Consider the following 21,196-nt stretch of genomic DNA (forward strand, 5'->3'; position numbering starts at 1 on the left):
AGTGTGAAACGGACCGGCTGGTTACAAAAAACGCTTGGCGATAAGAACTTTTTGTAAGTCGGGGAAATGTCCACGCCAGCCTTCATATTGCTCGTATGGCTAAAGAGGGCGCGACAAGGAAAAGAGCTGTGACGAGGAAGTGTCCGGTTTGCGGGCATGAAGCTTGGCGCATCATGTATGGCATGGTGATGCCCGATGCCAAGGAGGAGCATCCGAGAACGGTATTTGCCGGCTGCGTCGTACTCACTGAAGAGCGCTATTACCTAGGGTCCGGTAAGACAGAACTTGGCGTCCCGCAATGGGCTTGTCAGGACGCCGAGTGCGGCCACCGCTGGTGGTGATTGTACTCGGGGCTAGGTCTCACTGACCTCGTAGACATTTCCAAGCGCCGGGAAGTGGATCAGGGTCCGCAACACCGGTTTTCCCGTCGCAGCGAGAACAGCGCCGCGGTAGGCAGCCATTTGTCCAAGGTACATTTCCCGAATATGGCCTTCGGGATCGCTGCCCGGATACGTCTTGTGATCCACAAGCACATATCCCTCCGGCCCCTCAAGCAGAAGGTCAATCCACCCCTCCATCACCCTGTTCTCCGGCCGCCAGCCGATGGCGGCCTCACGGTGCCGGATCCAGCCGGGGAACTCTGCATTCAAGTGCTCTTCGAAGCGGGTTCCTGATGTCACGAGGAGCTCAGGGCCGACCAGATGTCCGATCTTCCAACGCCCAATGATTCGTTCTGCAAGGTCAAGCTGCTGCCCGGAGTCGAGGGCGCCGTATGCCGTACCGAGGTAGGCATGGACGGCGCTGCCCACGGCTCCCCATTCGTCTGCACCATGCCCTGCCAGACGGGAGCCCAGTTCCGCAGCCAGGAACACGGTTGTCTTGTCCCCGTCCGAACCCTCGGAGCTGGCGGTCAGACGCGCCGGAAGATACGCGACGGGGGGTACTTGACTCGGCGCGTCGGTGAACTGCGCGGCCCCTGCGGGTACGGCCGCAGTCTGCTCCGCCGGTTCGAGTGTCGCAACCCGGGCCGGAAAGACGCCGCCGCCGGCAACGTTCAAGGTCCCCGAGGCGCCTGGCGACTCCGGGTCCTCGAACAGGTCCGCCCCGGGGTCCCGGGCTTCGGGTTCCCCGGCTGCAGACCAGGACAGAAGGGATTCGACGCCGAGATTGTTCAGCAGGCCGGGGACGTTTCCCTTGCCCGTCAGCACATTGGTCTCCACGGCCCGGGTCATTCCGACGTACATCAGCCGTGCCATGTTCCGCCGCTCGCGCTCCTCGGCGTTCAAGGCCACCTGGCTCTCCTTGCCGCGGGCATCCAGCGGTGAGCCCGAATAGGGGAAAGGGCTGGGCCAGAAGCGGATCCAGCGTCCGGCGAGGGGCTGCTCAAGATCAAGCGTTCCGTCCTGTTCCACGGCGGCACCGAACGCCGCGAAGCGCAGGTCCTTGTCTAGCGCCTCCATGACCACCACGGGCCACTCCAGCCCCTTGGCTTTGTGGTAGGTGAGGACGTTGACGACGTCCGGGCCGGCGTTCTCAGCCGACTGCTGCTGCTCCGAACCGAAGAATGTCAGGAATCCCCGCAAGGTGGCGGGCGAGCGGAGCGCCAGGCAACGCTCGTAGTAGTCCTCAAGGGCGCCGCGGAGGGCGTCGAGATTGCGTAGCCGTGTCGCCGGCGCGGACCAGGACTTGATCAGCCGCGGAAGGTCCAGCGCCCCGACCACCGCTTCGAAGATTTCGGTCGGCGTGGCCGTCTTGGCCTGCGTGCGCAGCGCATCCAACGCTGTCAGCAATGGTTCCGTTCTCCAGCGGTCCAGCACCGGTGCGGGGTCGACGGCGGACAGCAGTTCCCGCTGCCATGTCAGGTTCGCAGAATGGCCGGGGTGGAGGGCCACAATCTCGGTGAGTGCCACCGTGTCGTAGCCGTCCGCCACATACGCCATGCCTGCGCGGGCCAACTGGATTTCACGGGCGTCGGCAAGCTTGCGCGGATTGCGGCTTGCCCGGATACCCAGGCCGTCAAGGGCCGCGGAGAGCGCCTCGACATCGGCGTTGGACCGGGTCAACACAGCAACGTCTCCCGGGCGGAACTCTGTGCGGCGCGCCAGGAACTCAGCAACGCCGGCCGCCGTGGCACGCAAGCGCTCGCCGTCGTTGCTTTGCGGACGTGTCCAGGCCTCGAGGCTGCCGGGTGACCAGTCTTTGTGATCCTCCGGCAGCTCGAGGTGCACGGTGTCGTAAGCCATGCCGTGCTGGGCGAACACGGGCTCGAAGACCGCGTTGGACAGCTCGACGACGGCCTGGTGGGACCGCCAGGACTGTGAAAGCTGCTGTCTTGTTGGCACGCGGTCAACGACCGCCTGCATCAGGTCCGGGTCGGTGCCGCGGAATTCGTAAATCGACTGCTTCGGATCGCCCACCCACACGGCCTCTTTCACCAGGCTGCTGAGCTGGAGGAAGAGTTCCAGCTGCAGCGGGCTCGTGTCCTGGAATTCGTCGACAACAAGGAAGCTGATGCGCCGGCCAAACGACGCGCGGAAGGCCTCGCTGTTCCGGGCGAGCTGGAGGACGAGGGTCTCCTGGTCCACGAAGTCCATGAGTCCGTGAAGCCGCTTGAACTGGGCGTAGGTCAGGAGGCATTCGTTGGCACAGGCAAAGATGCGCCGGATGTATTGCTCCAAGTCGGAGTGGAACGCCGGGTTGGAGAGAAGTCCCTCATGAATGCGTTCCCGCAGGTCCCAGAAGATCGACTTGATCGGTGCGGCAGGGGCGGACGCGATGAAACCGCGCCAGATCTCCCACGGTGTGTCATCGACGTTGACCGCCTGGTCGAGCTTCTGGATCACCTTGGGGTACTGCTCGCAGAAAGCCTTCGTGGTGATTTTCGCGGCTTTTCCGTCCGGGCCGATTCCCGTCCTTGCAACGGTATCGAGGTGGATCCGCCGCTCGATGAACTCCCGGTGCCAGACCTGCCGGTCGTCCTGGCCCGGCTCGTCCAGCAGTTCCCGGAGCCCGCGCCAGGACTGCTCGGCGCAGGCAGCCAGATCGTCGGCATCAAGGAGGTTGGTGCGCGCGGCGTCTACGATCGCGCGAACAGTCTCTTCCCACGGCTGGGCGTCCCGGGCTCCGTTTCCGTCAGTGCCCATCCTGCGGGCGATGGGCAGGATATCGGCTCCGTGCTCAGCGAGGATGGTGTCTGTGGCCAGGTGGAAGATCCCGTGGAGTTGCTCCTCTCCGATCACTTCAAGTGCCGGGGAGAGCCCTGCATCGATGGCATGCTCCTGAAGCAGTTTTCCGCAGACGCTGTTCACGGTCCCGATAAGGCTCGCCGGCAGTTGCTGCGCCGCGAGCTGCAACGACTCGGCCAGCTGGAGCTCTCCAGACGAGGAGGCTGAGCCCGACTGGTCCAGAAGCCGCGCCCCGATGCGCTCCTTCAGCTCACCGGCCGCCTTCTTGGTGAAGGTTGTCGCCATCACGGCGTCGGCAGGCAATCCGTCCTCGATCTTCTCGGCGATGACCTGGGTGAGATGGAACGTTTTGCCGGTCCCGGCACTCGCCGAGACCATGGTGACGTTGTCCAGCAGGTTCATGAAAAGTCCCCCTTCAATCCGCAGAGCACACCGTAATCGCAGAAACGGCAAGGCGGCTTTATGTGGTGCCTGCCAGCGTCGGCGTCCACCTGGGCGCGGTCAGGCGCGTCTGCCGTGCGGGCGTCGTCGGCCGGCTGGGCTGCGGTGATCCGGCCCGCGAGCACCTCTTCAACAGTGAATTCGGCGGCCGCCACAGCCTGTGTCCAAAGCAGCGCGGGCTCAACCGCCCGGGGCAGGGGCGTTCCGAAGTGCGGATGGGCCGACGCGAAAGCGCCCTGTTTCAGCAGATAGAACGCCGTCGGGTCATCGGGCGGGGTGTCCCCGGAATGGAGGGCCCACTGGTAGAGCGCTAGCTGGAGCGCGGTGCCCTGCTGGATTTCCTCGCGGCGGTACTTCGCGTTGTTGGTCCATTTGAGGTCGACGACGACGGTGCGGCCTTCCGCGTCGATGCCCACGGCGTCTGCGCTGCCCTTCACGTGGACCTTGAATACCTCGCCGTCGGCGGACAGACGTACGTCTTTTCCGAATTCCCGCTCGACGTCCTGGAGCGTTATGCCGCCCCTTGAGAGCTGTCTGAAGAAAGTTCCGATCGAGGCCACGAGGGTGGCGGTGACGGCGGAACGGCGGCGCAACTGGCCCGGCAGCAGCAGTTCCGAGGCGTAGTGGGGAATCAGTTCGTCGACGGTCAGCCGGATCTCTGTTTCGTCTGGAACTGCGCGATTCCCGGGGCGAAGGCGGTGGTGGAGGACCTCCACCACCTTGTGCGCGAAGCTCCCGAGCATTTGGTTGTCCATGGGGATGCCGGCGGCGTCGGCAACGTGCAGCTGTGACTTCTTCTGCAGCACCCAGGCAAGGGAACAGCCGAGCAGCGTCGTTAGCTGGCTGAAGGACAGCCGCTCCGGTCGTAGCGAGGGATTCGGGCCAACTTCGTGGACAGGCGGGGGCGGAACGGGCAGGTTCCGGTCCACGGGAACCAGTTGGGCGCTCCGCCCGGCGAACCGCCAGCGGCCGTCGGGGCCGGTGAGCTCGGCCGGCGTCGCGCTCAGTAGGGCGATGCGCTCGGACAATGACTTCGCAGTTCCCTCTTCCGGGCGCGGGGGCTGGGCGGCGGCCAGTGCCTCCAGGAGCGGATTGCTTTCGCTCCGCTCGCCATTGATCTGCTGGGCCTGGATGATGACCAGGTTTCGGCACCGGCCGGCGGCTGCGAGCGTCTGCCCGGCCGAAAGCGCCGCAAGGCCTTCCGGTGACGGCAGGTGGACACCCACCCTGGCAAGGGTCTCGACATCGTGCGCGTCCCAGCGCCGCCCCGGAGCCGTGGATCCACTGCGGAAGCCCCACCACAGCACGTTCTCGACGTTTCCACCGAGTTCGTGCAGATGGTTGAGCCGGAGCCAAGGACTGGCTTCCGCGGCGACTAAGGGGCTGGACGTTGGCGTCACCACGGCGGAGATGATGCGCCGCAGCTCACGGCGGGAAACCGACGGGAGGGGCGCGACGAGCTCCAGAATCCGCTGCAGTTGGGTGGACGTGGCCTGGAAAACGGGGTCGACGGCGGCGCGGGCCCGCAGCCGGCCGGCGAACCACACCGCGCTCCCCGCCAGGTCGGCTCCGCTGGCGCTGTCCCCGCTGATCAGGCCGGCGTTGAACGTACGGTCGAGGATGGCGGCCAGATCATGACCTAGCTGTTCGTCGTCGGCGATCTTCCGAATGGCCTCCTTCCAGGCGGCGCCGCCTGTGCCGGGTGCCTGTTGGAGAGCCTGCAGGAGGTGGTGCGCTGCCCGTCGCTTGACCGGGCTGCCGGGGAGCGACAGGAACTCAGCCAGGAGCCGTACGTCGGCCGGGGCCCAGATGAGCTCGAAGAAGAGGGGAATTAGCTGGTCCTGTACCCGCCACGGGGAGCGGGCGCCCACACCCAGGCGGGGCAGTCCATGCCCGGCAAGGTACTGGTCAAGGACGGAGGTGCTGTCCGAGCACACCACAGCTGTTCTGGCGTTGTATCCGTTGGAAAGCCAGCGGGCTGCCTGCTCGGCGGCCTCCCACTCTGTTTCGGCTGTGAGAATTGTCAGGCGCGGCTGGACAGTTGCCTGAGTCGCATCGCTGACTTGGACGCCGTGCCCGCGAAGTCTGGCGATAATGCGTTGCCAGATTGCGGGGAAGGATGTCTCGGGGTGCTGGAGGATCAGCTGGTCGATCCCGAGCGGCAGGGGAGTGTCGAGGGCGTCAAGCAGTTCCAGGGTGTCGTCCGCAAGCGAGGGGGCCAAATATCCTGCGGCATGTTCCGCGGCAGCAAGTGTGCGAAGCAACGGTGAAGGACCCGTGACGTCGGGACCGTTTTCGGGCAGCGTGCCGTCCCAGCCGTTGCTGACGGCGTCGTCCCGGCCGTCGAGGAGCTCCCGGGCGGTGGACCATGGATCCACTTGGAGCGAGGCATGGAACCATTCGGCCGGTGTGTCTATGGACTGCAGTCGCTGGAGGTACTGGCCGATGCGCTCGGCGTGCGGGGTTTCGGGGCGGGTAATGCCCAGCCGTGTCTGCAGCAGGGTGGTGAATCCCTTGCGGCCTACCCGCACGCGGTTCAAGCCAGGTTCGGTGTAAGCCCACGGGGCTCGGTCCAGAAGCCATCCGAACTCAACGATCATTGTTGCCCCAAAGTTTTTGTCTGCTGGCTTTGTACTACGGTATGGCAGGGTCCGTGCGGTCGTGCCATCGGCCTACCGTGCCCTATTCTGCGCGCTGCTGTCCCCACCAGATTCTGTGGCTGCGGCAAGCAAGCGGTCAAAGCTCGTTATTCCGTAGTCGGGAGGGGTGGCGGTGATGGCGATGCGCGTCGTCCAGACAACGTTGTCCACGCGCTTGATGACGGCATTCCGCTCCTGCGCAGGCGATTGCTCCCTGATCGACACAAGCTCTAGCCCGGGAACACCATTGACGAGGAGGGGAAGGGGTTTGCCGGTTTCGATCAGCGACCTGAACTGCTTCGCCGACAACTGGTCGGCAATATTTCCTGTCAGCCCCGCGATTATGTCGTTGACCGTGCCTGTCAGTCCCTCCAGGAACCTGCGCTCGGCGGAGGCCTTACCTTTGATTGCCAGTGCGGTGAAGACAAGGGCGAATACCCCGGTAAAGAGAGTGAAAGCCCCGCCGCTCCTGAGCCCGGGAATGAAAATCATCAGGACCAGGCACAGCACTGCGCCGATGACAGCGCATCCGACGAACATGTTTCCGGCGTCCTTTGCCGGCTTGCCGCTCCACTGTTCGGACGTAAAAGCTCTGAGGACGCGCGACTCCGGCTGGAATTTTGGCATCATTTCTCCCGTTTCGCTTCGAGCAGGGCCTCGGCCAGGATGATGGCGTGCCGTGCGTCCTGGAGATCGCTGCGCAGGCCCGGGTCCGGATTGACCACTCCAGGCACGTCCGCCGTTCCGCTGAGTTCGCCGATCGCCCGGCTCAGGTTCTCGCGCTCCTGCGAGAGCATCCGGGATGACGTCAGCTTGGTCCTGCTCTTCTCCAGCGCCTGGAGGGCGCTGTTGATTTCGTCCCAGCGCGCCCGGACGGCGGCTAATCGAACATCGACCCGCTGCACCCGGTTTCTAAACAGGGGCTCCATCTTGAGCGCAACCGCATGGAGCTCAACCAGGGCAGTTCTCCGTGTGGACTTTCCAGCGGTACCTGCCTGCAGCTCCTCGCACACGTGAAGCCGCTGCTCCCAGAGCTGAAGACCTGTGGTGTTCTGCCTCATCAGCCGAGCCAAGATTTCAACAATTTCGTTCAGGGTGTTGCGCCGGGCCTTGAGTTTGGCACTGGCGGCATCAAGACGGCCAATGAATTCCTCGTAGTTGTCCACCGGCGCCGCACTTTTGGTCGGCCACGGCAGTTTTCGTGGCTCCGCCATCATGCTGCACCTGCCTCGGTGCTTGTGGATCCGTCGACGGCGTCATAGTTGTATTCGCGTAGGGACTGGCATCGTTCTGGTTCTCTGAGCAGCGCCATGGTCTTCGACTCGATCTGGCGGATGCGCTCGCGGGTTACGCCGTAGGCCCTGCCGATGGCATCGAGGGTCTTCTCCTCGCCGTCGTCAATCCCAAAGCGCATAGCGATGACGCCAGCCTCCCGCTCGGTCAGCGTATCCAAGACCGCATGCACTTGGGCCTTCAGCTGTTGCTGGGCGATCTGGTCAAGAACATCCACGTGGCAGGGATCGAGGAGTTGGTCGGACAGCGGCTCCAGGCCGCTCTTACCGTCCGAAACGAGATAGTCCAGCGAAAGCACGGGCTTGTCGAGGAGCAGAAGATGCACCACCTTTTCGGCCGACTGATCCGTGTGTTTGCCGAGCTCGGCAACGGTGTACTCAACGCCCCTGCGGAACGCGTCGCTTTGAACAGACTTCACTTTATTGATCTGCTCCACCATATGGACCGGGAGCCGGATGACCCGGGCTTTGTCGGCCAATGCCCGAGTGACGGCCTGCCGGATCCACCACGTTGCGTACGTGGAGAACTTGTTGCCAAGGGTGTAGTCGAACTTGCAGACTGCCCGGTGGAGGCCGATGTTCCCTTCCTGGATCAGATCAAGCAGGTCCATGCCGTGGAACACGTACTTCTTGGCGATGGATATGACCAGACGGAGATTCGCCTCCAGCAGGGCGTCGGAGGCACGCTCACCCAGCAAAGCAATGGCGCGCAGCTCCCGGGATTCCTTGCGGCCCCGGGGAGTGCCATCGGCCAGCAGGTGCGCGGCGTAAAGCCCCGCCTCGATGTCCTTGGCGAGCTCCACCTCCTGTTCGGCTGTCAACAGGGCAGCGCGGCCGGCACGCTGCAGGTAGTCCGAGACTCCGTCGTCGCTAAACCCCTTGAGCCCCTGAAGTTCCTCCAGCCAGCCAGTATCCCCAAGATCGAATGACGTCGGCGTGCCCTCGTCGTCCTCCACTGGAGGTTGCACCATCACCGGTTCTGGCGTTCCGGGTCTGCCGACTTCTGGTCCAACGCCGTTTCCGGGCGTGCCCGCCGCCGTCGGCTCACCGGGCTCGGGCGCCGAAGGCTCCTCAAGTTCGGCCTGGCGGAGGAACTCCTGTAGCCCGTCCAGGTCGGACTTGATGTCGAAGAATTCAACGTTCCGTGCGAAAGGCAGCACCTTGCCGAGGAATTCCTCGCCCTGGACGTCCGGGTCTTCCACGGTGCGCTTGGAATAGAGGACAACCAAGCGGCCGGGCCCCCCGTCCGCCTTCTTGCGGATGACGCGGCCAAGCCGCTGCACCATCTGCCGCTGGCTGCGGTTGGCGGCAACGATGATCCCGAGGTCGGCCTCGGGCACGTCAATGCCTTCGTCGAGGAGCCGCGGCGCGGCCAGAATCTGCGATGTGCCGGTACGGAAGTCTTCCATGCCCTGCCGTCGGTCGTCCTTGGTCATGCCACTGAACACTGCCGAGGCCTTCGAGCCCAGAGCCGTGTACAGCTCCTGCGCCCGGCGTGCGGACTCCTGGGTTTGGGTAAAGACCAGCGTTCCGCGGGATTGGTCGACAGTCTCCTTCAGGGCTGCCAGCGCCAGGTATTTCGTCTTGGCCGCAGCCAGAAGGGTGAGACGCGAGGACATGGCACGCATATACTTCCGCGCAATGGTTGCTTCGCGGCTGGACGAATCAGAGGCCGCGAGAGCAGCCACAGCGGCAATGAACTGCGGAAACGGCCGCCGCGGGATGCCGGCGTAGGACTCAAGATTCCGTGCCGCCTCCACCATCACAGCAGAGAACTCGTCGTAGGCCGCCTGCTCCGAGGACACCAGGTCAACGCCAACCAACGCGATGTCGAAGGGCGCAATAACCTGGTCTTTCAGTGCCCGGTCGTACCAGAGGTTGTAGATGACGCCACCGAAGTAGGGCGTCAGAAGGTTCTCATGTTCACCGTCGGCCCGCTCGAAGGTAGCAGTCAGCCCAAGGCGCCAGGCGTACCCTTCCTGCAGGGCACCGGCGAACATTGGTGCCGCGTAGCGATGGCACTCGTCAGCAATAATCAGGCCGGCCTTGTGCGAACGCAGCGTTTCCCGGTTGGACGCCGAATGAACGATGGCCACGAGGATGTCGACGTCGTCAAGGGAATCGGAGCGCCCATCGCCAAGGGCACCACGCCGCGCAGCCGGAAGGTCGCGGCGCAGGGACACCAGCCACTGGCGCTGCAGCTCGGCTGTGGGAACCAGGATCAGGACCTTGATGCCCTGCCGGACTGCCTCGAAAGCCGCTGCAATCCCCACGCGTGTCTTACCTGAACCGGTGACGGCTTCCACAACGCCGCGGCGGGCGTTCGAGTGCCATGCCTTCAGGGCTTCCTGCTGCCAGGGATAGAGGAAGGCGTAGTCGTAGGCGGCTGGCACCGTCGGGGGCGCAGCCGGGACGGGCACCTGCGGAAGCGTCGCAATCGGGTGTGGCCCGGCGTCGGCTAATTCTGGCATTTCATCCCCCATTGGACGGTTCTGATCTGGTGCCTGAAGAGTATGCGGAGGCGCTGACAATTTAGGTGAGCGCCGCCACTACTCGCCGGACAGCACCGGTCTCCACGCCTGCGTATGCGACAGCGCGAGCTTAAGTTCGCGGCCGCCTGCCTCCTCCAGCAGCCCGGAATCACCTACAACCACCAGCAGGCTCCGGGCCCGCGACAATCCGACATATAGCTGTTCCCGGGCCCTGCCCATGTCCTTGAATCCGTTGACGCAAAGGACAACAACGGACCGTTCCAAGCCCTTGAAGCCCAGCACATGGCCGTAGAACTCGCCGTCGTTGGCGTGGAAGTCCCGCCAGTACTCTTCCGTGGCGCCGCGCTTGAAGTAGTCCAGGTGGATCGGGTGGCGGTCCTTGGTGGTGAGGAGCGCGATCTGGTTGTTGGCCCAGCCTTCCTCGATCAGCGCGTCCACGCAGTCTCCGGCGACCTCGAGCGCGTCCTCGGTCGGGCAGTCCACGAACCGTACTGGCAGGCCGGTGCTGCCCCGGGGCGTGAAATATTCGCCGGCGAAGGGCTTGAACGTGTCGGCGATCTTGCGGGTGTTGCGGAGGTTGTCGTCAATGTGGATGGGCACGAACGTGGCCATCGGCCCATTGGTAAGGTCCGCCGTCGCGCCTCCCCAGCGCTGGTAGACGTCCTGCCGGTCATCCATGAAGGCGTACACCTCGCCAGCGGAGGGGTCTGTGGTGCAGGCGAGCAGCGCGTCCCACCAGAGCGGCGCAAAGTCCTGCGCTTCATCAACAATCACAGCGTCCAGGCGTTCCTGCGGTCCCATCTCAGCGGCGAGTTCCTTCAGGAGGCGGGGCATCTCCACGTCGAAGTAGTCCTGCCCCTGCCCGTCGGGAACGCCAATCCCGCGCACGTACTCGTGGAACTCGCCCGTGAACACCGGCTTCGCTTGGCGCCACGTCGCCACCCTGTCCTGAAGGTATTGCCCCAAGCCTTTGTTGTAGCAGAAGAGGCCGACGCGTTTGCCCTGTTTGCTGAGCATGCGGGCCTTTTCGACGGCGAGCCACGTCTTTCCGCTGCCGGCGCCGCCGGTGAAGCGGATCCGGGGGAGTGACCGGGTCGCCTGGAGCAGCACGGACTGGCGCTCGGTGAGGTGGTCCTGTGCTGCTTCGTCCTCCTGCGAGGTGGTTGAAGGCACGACGGCGGTGTCCAGGTTTCCGCCCAGCTTGCGGACGATGCGTTCCAGGAAGGCCGGCGCCAGTGGGGAGGCTCCGCCGCCTTCGTTTTCGATGGCCTGGCGGACGAGGTCGGCGGGGGATTTGCTGTCGGTCTGGTCGAGAATGAGCGACCGCGGGCAACCTGCCATGGTCCAGTCCCGCGGCACGCCGGTGTAGGGGAGGCTGACCATGTAGACGCAGCGGCTGCTCAGGCGCGTACCGAGCTGGTTCTCCAGCCAGTTCTTGAGAGCGTGGAGTGCGCTCTGGGATTGCGCCACGGGGCTTTGGATCTTGCGTCTCTGGGTGCGGTCCGACTGGTACCACTGCCCGTCCGTGATGCTGACCTGGCCGCCCTTGACCTCGATCGCAGCCATGCCAACGTTGGGCCAGAGGACCAGCAGGTCAATTTCATATTCGTTCCGGCCGTCGCGGACGTGGACCGAGTGGGCCAGGACGCAGTCGTCGGGGAGGCTGCTCCGCAGGGCAGTCCAGACGGCCTTCTCCGCGTGGTGTCCCTCACCGAACTCCGGTTCTTCCGGAATGCACCTCATTGCTGCCCCCATATTAACGAACCGGCTCCCCGGTTTTGCGCTGTTCCAACGTTAGCTGGGCGGGACTGATTCACCATGGCGACACGGACAGGTCAAACTTCCCTATGTCAGGAGCGCGACTTGGCGGTGTCCTTGAAAGCGGAAAGTCCAAACTGGGCGCGGATATCAGCCAGGTCGCGCGTGTTCCGGTCAATCTGCCGAACCTGCTCTTTTTCGATGAACCAGGCAATGATTCGAACTGCGATCACCAGCGGCAACAGCAACAGGAAAGCCCAGCCCGCCGCAATGATGAAATCCGGCATGGTCAGGAACGCGTTCTTCAATCCGATGACGTTGTTCAGACTTCCCGTCAGGCTGCCCAGGATGTCATTCAATGTATCGGTGACCGGCTGGAAGAACGGCCCGGCAGACAGCTGGGGACTGTCCAGTTTTGGGTCCTTCCCGACAGACCAGCGCTGATCCGTGAGGTGCGCAAGGATATAAAACACCACTGCCAGATTGGCGGCAGCGAATGACACCGTTGCCGCAAGCAGGGCACTAACCGCCCTCGCGGTTATTCTCAGTGGAGAAGACACTGGGCTGCCGATGACAAACAAACCGCCGACAATAAAAGCAGCGAGCCATACGAGATTCTTGAATGTATCGACGCTGACACCACTCAGCATTTCCATAGCACGTTCCATCTTCCTAATGCAGTGTAAGAACTGCGGCCGTTGGCCGCAGAGTTTGGTCCGCCCCGAAGGGGCCGATTCAATGTGACTAAGTTGGGCGGATAGAACTGTCCGGGAGACGTCCGGATGGTCCAGCTCATGGCCTTCGGCGGACGCGGTACTTTCGTTATGCACGCTGCGGGTTTGACCCCGATGAGAGTACTTCCTTGATCCGGGACAAGTAAGGCCGCATTTGGGCGTCCCACCACTCATCTGGATTCCCGGCAAACTCGGTGTTCGCCGGGACCTCGAAGACGGTTCCAACGGTGAGTGTACATCCAGAGGACGTCGGTTCCAGCCGGTAGGTTGAGCGGCTGTTTACCTCGCTTTGGGCAATGGGACGCGTAGTTGCCCACCGAGGGCTTTCCTCGCCAATGACTTCGATAATGGAGACGGAGCCGTCGCGGCTTATGAAGCACTGTTGTTCTCCCACCCCGGAAGGGGTGCCGGGGACTGTGAAGGCCTTCACCGCGTCGGAAAGGAGAACTGCGCTCTCAGCCGGTCGGATCAGTGACCATACGGTGCGGGCATCGTGCTCGTAGGTTTCCGAGGCATGCGCGCTGTAAGTCTTGGTCCGGTCGGAAGCCTGGGAGGCTTGAGCTGTCTCGAGCGCCCGCTTATGTCGGCGATTCACCACCGCCGACAGTAGGAGGAGCATAACTAACAGCGCGGTCGCGGCTATGAGAATTCCAAGCCCCAGGGCTTGATTCCCAAAGTAGCTAATTGCCGAGGCAAGCACGGCGATGGCAAGGTAACCGGCGGTAAAGAGTGTGTCATGGAGGATCTTGATGAACTTGATCAGTTTGTCATTATGAAGGTCCGGCTGTGGCAGTCCGTACATGGCGCGTTTGCTCACATAGTTCGAGGCCAAAGCGCCGCGCAGGAAGACTCTTGCCGTGAGCAACTCTCCGCATACTGGTTTTGCTCAGGCCAGCCTCAGTTGAAGCTGCTGACACGTGTGTCGGCGTATACAAGCGTTGCGATGTCTCTTAGCTCCAGGCGAATCAGAATGGATGGCTCCGCGCACGCGCGGTCAGGCTCCGCTCGGACGGCGGCGTCGCTTTTCTTTCGCAATGTAGGCAAGCACCTTGTGAAGTTCCACGTCATACAATTCCGTAACCAGCGTGACGCGCCGGCCACATGCTTTCAGCAGCACCATTCGCGCCTCCTCGGCACCACTCAAATGAAGTGAACGAAGCCCGACCATCACTTGTGCGACTTGCTTCGCATTCAGTCGTTGGTGTCTGAAAACCAGTTTGTTGTGCCCCGTACCAAAGACTTCATATCCGTCCGCCATTTTGGTTCCTCCTGAATATTCCGCGGCATCTTTGCGAGGCCTTGAGGGCATTATGAATACGAGGTCCGACAATGGTTGTGAGGCAGTGCCGGTTCCCGGCAATACACTTTCTTCCAGTCCTCACCCGCGATCGGAGATTTACCCATGGATGACCGCCCCATAATGCTCGGGACGCTGCCTGACGGCCGTCGTCTCCACCTCGGTGATGCGGCTGGCCAATGGCCAGCAGGCGGAGGTGTTCTGCTGATCCGTGGTCAAGCTCCAGCCACGGCGGGGAGAACATATTTCGACGAGATCATCAGCCAGTCTTGCCGCACGAGTGCGACACACGTCATCGACCTCGTTGAAGGTGACTACAGCTGGATGTTGGAAGGCATGAGGACACTTTCCAGATCCATGGGGGAAGCCTGTATGAAGGTCGGCGAGATCTTTGGGGGAATGCATGAGGATAGGCGCGGTACAACGGTCATCGTCAACGGCGCTGAGTCACTCCAAGCAGATGCCCATTCATACTCATCCCTACTTGCCGAGAAGCTCAACCATCTGATCGCTTCCCCGCCTCAAGGAGGTGCTTCCTTGGTGCTGGCCGGTCGCGACTTGGATGTCTCCATGCTTCTGGTGGAAGGCTTGAACGGTGCCCACCGGATCCAGTTCAGCGGCTGCGGTCAGACGAATTCCACCCAGTATCTGCTCGGCGATCTGCAGCACGCTGTCATTCCTGGGTCCACGGCCATCTATGAAGGGCCCTTCGGGTCTCCGTCGACGTTCTTCAGCCCTCTTGTAGGCTCCGGCGGCAGGTCCACGGAGGATGCGTTTTTGGAGCTGCCAATCGGTATTGAAGGGGCCAGCTTCTCGACAGCTTGGGCACAAAACCTAGTGGTACGCGGCGGATCACGTTCCGACAGGTCGCAATTGATTGCAGCGATGGCCAAGGCTGCGCAGGAGTCTTGTGTGTTGACCTGGGTCGCCGCGTCAGCCCCGGATTCCGCTCCCAGCGCCAATTGGCGACACCATCGGGAGACTATGTCCACGGGAGTCGTGCAGGGGCGAGAACTCCTGCGGCTCGTTTGCGATCAAGTTTTCCCGCGCATGGATGCGTGCCGAGAACTAGGCACTAAAGACGTCAGGGACTTACGGATCCCTGCGGACCTGGCACGCCCCATCGCCATCTTCGTTGACGATCTTGATGTCCTTACAAAAGAAACTGCAGACCAGCCTGAAGTTGAGGAATCAGCTAAGGCCGTGGAAACCCTGATCGGGTTTCTTGCCCAGACGGCCAGTCAAACTAATGTCTCGCTGATTGTAGGCACTGCAGCCGATTTACAGTCGCAATCAGCTGACGTTGGCTTGCTGTGGACCAGTGCAGCCCAGTTACAGCTGGCCCCGTACGGTTCCGCTCCAGGCTCGGATGAAGCACCCCTGTACTTTGCTGCACCAGGACTTCCGGCTATCACGCTCGAGGTAACAAGGGTGTAGCAATCAGTCCCGACGCTAATGCATTTTCTTTCTTTCGCTCTAGGCCGCATTCCGGAGTGACTGGACTTCGCCTTCCAAAGCCCGTTCTATTGTGACGCCTCCATCCGGCCCCGGTCCCGATGGAAACTCGCCAGTGCTCCAGCGGAGTTTATTTGCGTCTTGGCAGCGCCGTCCGTGCCTTAGACCACGTACGATCGCATGTCCCGCCTCGCCCGCTGGGACCCGCTCCTTGCGCCAGTTTGGAACCTCTTCGTCCGGTGCTGACCAGCGGCTTTTCTCCAGGTAGCGCCTATCGATGGGCCACTCAGCCGCCGGCAGGTATTGCTCAGACACAATTTCACACCACACACCGTCGGCGCTCGGCGTCGCCTGCGCATAGGGCCGAGTCGTGATCTCCTCATTGCCGTCGTATTCGACGCGGAGAAAGCTGTTCCACGGCATCTTTGCCAAGAGTTGACCGATGAGTTCGCCTGCTTGGTGCCATTCCTCCGTCTCACGTTGGAATTTCGCCTCATTGATGGCCAGGCTTTCATCCTCAAATCCAAATGGAAAGCCCCAGTAGAACTCGTGGGTGTCCGGCTCTTCGTCGACTTCTTCCTCTTGCGGGAGAATGACTTCGATGGCGGCTTCCCAGCTACCGTAGCGACGGATGAGCTCTACGGCTGAAGGATGTTCTTCTCTCACCGCGGCGGCCGCGATGATCCACTGGTCGTAAAACTCTACGTCCATGGGATTCCCGAATTGCATGCATTCCTCGGTGGAACGGTCGAGGACGTCCAAGTAGTCCAGCTCAGTGAAGCGGTGGTCACTGGACAGAAGTCGCATACCTACCGAGTTCAGCAAACTTTCCCAGGACCCGTGACCGTAGCGTGCGCGCAAGGTTCGTCCCGGAACGGGCCAGGGGTCATCCGGGTCGTTCGTAATCGAACCAAGGCGCCTCGATACTGCCCGCGTAGCGCTCTCGTAGTCCTCGTGAGAAATGGTCGTGATTGTTCTAGCTCGGATAGCAAGAGCTGTCGTTTCGATTACGGCTAGAATCTCGGCCATGCGCCGATACGGCAAGCGCTGATTCAACAGGCCCCGGAGCTCTGATACTGCGGGCAGTGATATCTTTCCCAGTGCCAATTGATAATCTGGTTTGACTTGATGGTGCACTCCTGCCACATACAGCAGGCTTAGCTTGTCAACCAGCCGGCGTGAAGGAAGTTCGTCAACTGATTGACCACCAGGAATACCAGGAATGTGAAGAAGCTCCGCGGCGATTTGAACATCAATTGAGGTACCCAGCGCAGTCAAAACTTTGGGTATCTCGTCGCGGTCAATCCCCGAGGCAAAAAGCCGCTCGACCATTTCCTCATTGCCTAACAAGGCCTCGTTGGTGGCCAGGCAGCGCCGACGAACCGCACGTGAGCGCTCCAACTCGTCATTCGTGTCAGCCTGGGTCAGGGCCAGAAGGGACACTTCTTCAGTGCTGCACCCCTTCGCCTTCGCGATAAAGCGGAGCGGATCACCCCGGCGATAGGGTTCGCGCACGTCAACTGACGCTAGATCTTGGCTGTGCACGTCCTCATGCTGTTCCAGCAAGTCTTCCCCCATCTCCAAGTGCCTATTCCTGTACCGAACGCACGGCGTTCGACCACGAGCCGTAGATTCCTCGTACCGCGGCTATGGATGGTCTTTCTCGGCCCTCAGCGCGCTCTGCCCTTGCCCACGCGTCATATCCCGCGTTCGTCGCCTTCGTATTGGCTGCCCGTGCAGCCGAGCAATAGTTTCGAACAGCATTGTCATAATCTTCGCGCGTGAATTTGACCAGACCCTTCGGCCGGCCCTGTCTTGTGGTTCCAATTCCCATGGCTTCAAGCGCGTCATTCCAGCTTCCGAAGCGCTTCATCAAGGTCTGGCCCGTTGGTGGCCAAGCGTTCGAACCTTTGCGAGAGACCAAGCCCAGGCCGGGAATCAGCTCCCCACGAAGCCGGTGATAGCGCTGCGCCGTGATGCTGGCAGACGGGTTCTCTTCGACGTGCTTCTGCGCCGCTCCGATGACCCCGAGGATGGTGGCCACATCATCTGGTGTCACTTCTGCTGCTTCAAGCGCGCCACGGAGCTCGGACATCAGGGACAGTTCAAGATGTACAGCCGCCCACTCCCTATCCGGGGGGAGGCCCAAATCAGAACCCAGCAAGTACCAGATGCCGGCAGCTACCGCTTCCTTAGAGAAGATATCGTCCGTTTGGCTGGAGTCAAAGACGATATCGGAGGACCTGAGTGCGTCTTCAGCGAGTTCTATATTGATGCCCGGATAGAGACTTTCAAGCCTGTTGATAGCGTCTACACGGGTGCACCCACGGCGTGCCATATGCCGGGCGAGTTCTTCATAACTAAAGAGGAAGGCTCTGTAACTGTCCTGAACGAGAGCTTCTCGATCGGCGGCCCTTTTCTTGCGGGATTCCTCGGCGTTCGTCCCACCCACTTTGGCGATGATCTGCCGGACCCGCTCACGGGTAATGCCGAAGCTCTGGCCGATAGCGTCCAGCGTCTCACCATCGGCGTAGCGCTCAACCATCGCAGCATCGCGCTGCTCCCGGCTGAGTTCAGGAGTTGTTGTCATGGTCATATTCCTATCAGCAGCCTCGGACATTTATTGGGCACCTGCGCGCGTGGCACCACCGGCCACCGGATTGGTGGTGGTTTCGGCTTCTGCCAGCATCCTGGCGAAGAGAGGATTTGGCCGTGCGTTAGGCAGTGCCCGCCGCACATCCTCCAGAGCCACTAGCGGAGAAATGCCGGCAACGCGGGCACCATACAAAGCAGCGACAGTCGGCGTCCGGGATTCCGCCCGGACACAGTGCAGCAGCACAGTCTTGCCTTCCGAGCGGTAATGTTCGACGGCGGCCGCCGCTTCCCCGAGGACAAAGGAGGCATGCGCGTTGTCGCCTTCAACAGCGGAGTCGACCACCCAGAAGCTGGCATGGTCCTCGGGCTCCACGCCCGGCACGTCCAGCGTCCCCAGCCGGCAAAGCGACACCACCGCATCAATCCCCAACTCAGCCACCCGCTCAAGTGAGCGAACCCCGCCCAGCCACACGCCGTCGTCGTGCGGGTGCCGGACCAGCGCGTCTGTGCGGCCCCACATGCTGTAGTCGTGTCGTTCAGCCCGCGGCCAGGACGCTGCCCGCCTGCCCTCGCCGCGGCCCAGCTCCATGCCCAGCACCATCAAGTCACGGGCGCGCAGCCCCGGCCAGCCATGAAGGCGCTGCCGCCACTCGAAAGGCACCGCGGTGTAGCCGTACGCCGAACCCAGCAGGCCGCCGGCGATGGCGGCCACAGTATCGGTATCGCGTCCACCCCGCACCGCCTCCTCCAAAGCAGCCCGAAGGTGGGCGGGGCCAACAGTTGAACGGCCCGCGTAATGGATGGCACTCCAAGCGCCCTGGAAGGCCTCCACCACCCAGCCGTTGCGGGTAAAGTCGCGGGGCCGGCACCGCTCGGCCGTTTCAATCCGCTCAAGCCAAACCGAAGCCCGCTCCTCGGACAGCAGCGGCAGACCCACCCGGACATCGAGCCGCCCGGTAAGAACCGCGTGGCGGACGGCAACGCACCACAACCCGCACGCCTCCTGGGCATCAGGGTCGGCGTGAGTCAGGGCGCTCACCACCCCGGCGGCAGCCACCAGTTCGGAAGGCTCCCGCTCCAGGTAGGCGAGGGCCAGCGGGGCGGTGCGCATCAGCGACCCGTTGCCGGCGCTGCGGCCGGTCCGGGCATGGAAGTCCGCGGCCGCGGCAGTGAAGTCGGCGGCTGTGACCTTCCGCCCGGCAGCAGCAGCCAGCCGACGGGCGGCAGCGATGACGGAGCTCGTCTGTGCCCCGACGTCCTTCGCTTCCGCCGCCCAAGATGTCCAGGCCCGGACCACCATGGTGAGAGCTGCAGGGGAGGAGGGGGTGGCGCCGGACGCGGACTCCAGCAGCGCCTCGGCGATGGGGATGGCCATGGAGGTGTCGTCCGTCCACTCGGCCGGCGCGAACCCGAACGGTCCGCCGCCCTTCATGGTCACTTCGGCGCCGTCCGGCAGCGGGGCGCCGAACTCGTAGCCGGCGCCGAGGGCGTCGCCGGCGGCCAGGGCGACCAGGACGCCGGCGGCACGGTCATTCTGCAGGGGGTTCAGTTTCATGCCATCTCCATCAGGGGGTGTTGGGTGTTCCAGCCGGTGAGGTGCGCCAGTTGCGGGCGGCGCTGGGGGAGCGCGACGGCGATGCCAGCGGCGGTGACAGGCCCTGCGGTGCGGGAGACGTTGCGGCTGCGGAGGGAGCCATGGTCCCGGACCTCCAAAGCTGCCGGGCCGTCGTCGAACGTTCCGAAGTCCACGGCCTGCACGTGGGCGGCAAAGTCGCGGGCCCGCTGGCCGGGCATCGGACCCAACGCCAGCGCCTGGGGCGGCAGGAGTTCCAGATCCAGCAGCGCCGCCTCGATCAGCTGCCGGTAGTGGCGGCGGAACAGCGTGCTGGTGCCGAAGACCTCCAGGAGCAGCGGCTGGTTCCCGAGCCCAATCACCACGCCGCGCTGGCCCTCGAGAGGTTGCGGAGCCTCCGCGGGGTCGAAGCGGTTCCGTTCCTCCTTGTCGTCCTTGAACCAGTCCAGGTGCTGAAGCAGCGAGCTGGTGGCGGAGGCACCCCGGACGTTGTCGAAGCGGTTGACGCGCTCCCAGATGCGGCCCTGCCGGTTGCTTCCGCGCCCGCTGCCGGTGCCGGTCAGCTCGGCCCGGACGTTAAGCGGGGCACGGCGTGCCTGGCGTCGGTGGCTGCTCTGCCCTTCTTCCCAGCGGCCGGCCTCGACGCAGAAGGTGTCGATGTCACGTGTCTCTCCCGGGCCAAGGACGACGTCGCGGGCGCAAGTCCGGTGCTGCTGGCCGCCTTCGAGCAGCTCACCCTCGAGCAGCAGTGCCGGGTTTGGGCCCTTGTTTGTGACGGTGAGGCGGGATACCTGGGCGCCGCTGGCCAGTTCGGTGACAGCGACGTTGGCGTGGGTGCCGGTGCTGATGCCGAGGCTTCCGGGATCGGGCGTCCAGACGGGGAAGATGCTGAGCGGGCCGAGGTGGGTGCCGGCGCCGACGTGAAGCTGGGGAACTTTCATGGTGACCTCCAGATGCTTTATCGCATTTCTGCGCTAATTGACTCCAGTATGCACGCCTTGCTTCTTTAGCGCAATACTGCGATAAATGGAGATGTGAAGGATTCCAAGAACGGCCCAGGCATGTCCCTGCTCGACTATCCGCGCCCGTCGGTGGCGGTGGATACCGCGGTGTTGACTGTTTCCGGAGGGAGCCTCTGCGTGCTGCTGGTGCGCCGCGCCGATGACCACCAGCACGGAAAGTGGGCGCTGCCGGGAACGTTCCTGCGTGAGCGCGAGACCCTGGCGGACGCCGTGCTGCGGTGCCTGCGGGAAAAGGCGGGGATTTCCGGCCGGGTGCCGCGGCAGCTGGAGGTGTTCGACGAGCCGGGCCGCGACGACCGCGGCTGGGTCCTGTCGGTGGCCCATGTGGACGTGGTCCCGCTCGCGGAATTGCAGGAGGCGTTGAAGTCCGACGGCGTCCGGCTGGCTTCCGTGGACAGGGAACCGGAGCTGATCGCCGGACTGCCGTACGGGCACGCGGACATCGTGGCGAAAGCGAAGGAGTGGCTACGGGCTGCCTATGAGGAGGCGCCGGATCCCGGGGCGTTGCTGGATGAACCTTTCACGCTGAAGGATCTGCGGGATCTGCATGAGGTGGTGGCGGGCGTGCCGTTGATGCGCGACACGTTCCGGCGGTTCATGGAGCCGAAGTTGGTTGGGACCGAGCAGATGTCGGACGGGACGCGGGGGAGGCCTTCGCGGTTGTGGCGGCGGGCGAACTGAGCTGACCTGCGCACCCTAAATTTCGCCAAGGC

At 63.2% G+C, this 21,196-nt stretch carries 15 protein-coding genes; 2 read left to right on the top strand and 13 right to left on the bottom strand.

What is annotated here, in order from left to right:
- Nucleotides 1–353: 353 nt before the first annotated feature.
- The 9 genes from FBY36_RS14130 to FBY36_RS14170 form a co-directional block, all read right to left on the bottom strand.
- Complete coding sequence (locus tag FBY36_RS14130) at nucleotides 354–3,587, bottom strand: UvrD-helicase domain-containing protein (protein WP_142120345.1); 3,234 nt, start codon at nucleotides 3,585–3,587, stop codon at nucleotides 354–356.
- The gene (locus tag FBY36_RS14135; RefSeq protein ID WP_142120347.1) at nucleotides 3,584–6,226 is read right to left on the bottom strand and encodes a PD-(D/E)XK nuclease family protein; all 2,643 of its coding nucleotides are present in this window, start codon (nucleotides 6,224–6,226) and stop codon (nucleotides 3,584–3,586) included. The genes FBY36_RS14130 and FBY36_RS14135 overlap by 4 nt, the downstream gene beginning before the upstream one ends.
- Before the next feature lie 72 nt (nucleotides 6,227–6,298).
- Nucleotides 6,299–6,892 (bottom strand): hypothetical protein, encoded by a 594-nt coding sequence (locus FBY36_RS14140; RefSeq protein ID WP_235008841.1) that lies wholly within the window; start codon nucleotides 6,890–6,892, stop codon nucleotides 6,299–6,301.
- Nucleotides 6,892–7,479, bottom strand: coding sequence for a hypothetical protein (locus tag FBY36_RS14145; RefSeq protein ID WP_235008842.1), 588 nt, complete (start codon nucleotides 7,477–7,479; stop codon nucleotides 6,892–6,894). The genes FBY36_RS14140 and FBY36_RS14145 overlap by 1 nt, the downstream gene beginning before the upstream one ends.
- Nucleotides 7,479–10,028: a sigma-70 family RNA polymerase sigma factor gene (locus FBY36_RS14150; RefSeq protein ID WP_160141892.1), complete on the bottom strand. Its 2,550-nt coding sequence runs from the start codon at nucleotides 10,026–10,028 to the stop codon at nucleotides 7,479–7,481. The genes FBY36_RS14145 and FBY36_RS14150 overlap by 1 nt, the downstream gene beginning before the upstream one ends.
- Before the next feature lie 78 nt (nucleotides 10,029–10,106).
- A complete protein-coding gene (locus FBY36_RS14155; protein ID WP_142120354.1) occupies nucleotides 10,107–11,792 on the bottom strand; it encodes a nuclease-related domain-containing DEAD/DEAH box helicase in 1,686 nt (561 codons plus the stop codon).
- A 107-nt stretch (nucleotides 11,793–11,899) separates the two neighbouring features.
- On the bottom strand, nucleotides 11,900–12,463 hold the full coding sequence (locus tag FBY36_RS14160) for a hypothetical protein (protein WP_142120356.1): 564 nt from the start codon (nucleotides 12,461–12,463) through the stop codon (nucleotides 11,900–11,902).
- A 166-nt stretch (nucleotides 12,464–12,629) separates the two neighbouring features.
- Complete coding sequence (locus tag FBY36_RS14165) at nucleotides 12,630–13,343, bottom strand: hypothetical protein (protein WP_142120358.1); 714 nt, start codon at nucleotides 13,341–13,343, stop codon at nucleotides 12,630–12,632.
- Between the two features lie 192 nt (nucleotides 13,344–13,535).
- Nucleotides 13,536–13,799 (bottom strand): hypothetical protein, encoded by a 264-nt coding sequence (locus FBY36_RS14170; protein ID WP_142120360.1) that lies wholly within the window; start codon nucleotides 13,797–13,799, stop codon nucleotides 13,536–13,538.
- Between the two features lie 144 nt (nucleotides 13,800–13,943).
- Between FBY36_RS14170 and FBY36_RS14175 the strand changes: the two genes are divergently transcribed.
- Nucleotides 13,944–15,275, top strand: coding sequence for a hypothetical protein (locus tag FBY36_RS14175; protein ID WP_142120362.1), 1,332 nt, complete (start codon nucleotides 13,944–13,946; stop codon nucleotides 15,273–15,275).
- Between the two features lie 39 nt (nucleotides 15,276–15,314).
- On the opposite strand, the gene FBY36_RS14180 is transcribed toward FBY36_RS14175, so the two are convergent.
- Genes FBY36_RS14180 through FBY36_RS14195 form a run of 4 tightly spaced genes read right to left on the bottom strand, consistent with a single transcriptional unit; the run spans nucleotide 15,315 to nucleotide 20,402 of the window.
- Nucleotides 15,315–16,871 carry a TY-Chap domain-containing protein gene (locus tag FBY36_RS14180; RefSeq protein ID WP_442858263.1) on the bottom strand — a complete coding sequence of 519 codons (1,557 nt, stop codon included), beginning with the start codon at nucleotides 16,869–16,871 and terminating at the stop codon, nucleotides 15,315–15,317.
- A 10-nt stretch (nucleotides 16,872–16,881) separates the two neighbouring features.
- Complete coding sequence (locus FBY36_RS14185; RefSeq protein WP_235008843.1) at nucleotides 16,882–17,883, bottom strand: sigma factor-like helix-turn-helix DNA-binding protein; 1,002 nt, start codon at nucleotides 17,881–17,883, stop codon at nucleotides 16,882–16,884.
- A gap of 30 nt (nucleotides 17,884–17,913) precedes the next feature.
- On the bottom strand, nucleotides 17,914–19,443 hold the full coding sequence (locus tag FBY36_RS14190) for an ADP-ribosylglycohydrolase family protein (RefSeq protein ID WP_142120368.1): 1,530 nt from the start codon (nucleotides 19,441–19,443) through the stop codon (nucleotides 17,914–17,916).
- Nucleotides 19,440–20,402 carry an ARPP-1 family domain-containing protein gene (locus FBY36_RS14195; protein WP_142120370.1) on the bottom strand — a complete coding sequence of 321 codons (963 nt, stop codon included), beginning with the start codon at nucleotides 20,400–20,402 and terminating at the stop codon, nucleotides 19,440–19,442. Before FBY36_RS14195 ends, FBY36_RS14190 begins: the two co-directional genes overlap by 4 nt.
- Before the next feature lie 93 nt (nucleotides 20,403–20,495).
- Here FBY36_RS14195 and FBY36_RS14200 point away from each other — a divergent pair, with 93 nt between their 5' ends.
- Nucleotides 20,496–21,164 carry an NUDIX hydrolase gene (locus FBY36_RS14200; RefSeq protein ID WP_235008844.1) on the top strand — a complete coding sequence of 223 codons (669 nt, stop codon included), beginning with the start codon at nucleotides 20,496–20,498 and terminating at the stop codon, nucleotides 21,162–21,164.
- The last annotated feature ends 32 nt before the right edge of the window (nucleotides 21,165–21,196 follow it).

It is taken from the genome of Arthrobacter sp. SLBN-122 (assembly GCF_006715165.1).
Classification (GTDB): Bacteria; Actinomycetota; Actinomycetes; order Actinomycetales; family Micrococcaceae; genus Arthrobacter.

What these genes read in the sequence shown, in the direction of transcription:
- FBY36_RS14155 (WP_142120354.1), bottom strand. Translation starts at nt 11,792, where the DNA reads ATGAGGTGCATTCCGGAAGAACCGGAGTTCGGTGAGGGACACCACGCG.
- FBY36_RS14175 (WP_142120362.1), top strand. Translation starts at nt 13,944, where the DNA reads ATGGATGACCGCCCCATAATGCTCGGGACGCTGCCTGACGGCCGTCGT.
- FBY36_RS14195 (WP_142120370.1), bottom strand. Translation starts at nt 20,402, where the DNA reads ATGAAAGTTCCCCAGCTTCACGTCGGCGCCGGCACCCACCTCGGCCCG.
- FBY36_RS14190 (WP_142120368.1), bottom strand. Translation starts at nt 19,443, where the DNA reads ATGAAACTGAACCCCCTGCAGAATGACCGTGCCGCCGGCGTCCTGGTC.
- FBY36_RS14130 (WP_142120345.1), bottom strand. Translation starts at nt 3,587, where the DNA reads ATGAACCTGCTGGACAACGTCACCATGGTCTCGGCGAGTGCCGGGACC.
- FBY36_RS14140 (WP_235008841.1), bottom strand. Translation starts at nt 6,892, where the DNA reads ATGCCAAAATTCCAGCCGGAGTCGCGCGTCCTCAGAGCTTTTACGTCC.
- FBY36_RS14160 (WP_142120356.1), bottom strand. Translation starts at nt 12,463, where the DNA reads ATGGAAATGCTGAGTGGTGTCAGCGTCGATACATTCAAGAATCTCGTA.
- FBY36_RS14185 (WP_235008843.1), bottom strand. Translation starts at nt 17,883, where the DNA reads ATGACAACAACTCCTGAACTCAGCCGGGAGCAGCGCGATGCTGCGATG.
- FBY36_RS14145 (WP_235008842.1), bottom strand. Translation starts at nt 7,479, where the DNA reads ATGGCGGAGCCACGAAAACTGCCGTGGCCGACCAAAAGTGCGGCGCCG.
- FBY36_RS14180 (WP_442858263.1), bottom strand. Translation starts at nt 16,871, where the DNA reads ATGGGGGAAGACTTGCTGGAACAGCATGAGGACGTGCACAGCCAAGAT.
- FBY36_RS14170 (WP_142120360.1), bottom strand. Translation starts at nt 13,799, where the DNA reads ATGGCGGACGGATATGAAGTCTTTGGTACGGGGCACAACAAACTGGTT.
- FBY36_RS14150 (WP_160141892.1), bottom strand. Translation starts at nt 10,028, where the DNA reads ATGCCAGAATTAGCCGACGCCGGGCCACACCCGATTGCGACGCTTCCG.
- FBY36_RS14135 (WP_142120347.1), bottom strand. Translation starts at nt 6,226, where the DNA reads ATGATCGTTGAGTTCGGATGGCTTCTGGACCGAGCCCCGTGGGCTTAC.
- FBY36_RS14165 (WP_142120358.1), bottom strand. Translation starts at nt 13,343, where the DNA reads ATGTACGGACTGCCACAGCCGGACCTTCATAATGACAAACTGATCAAG.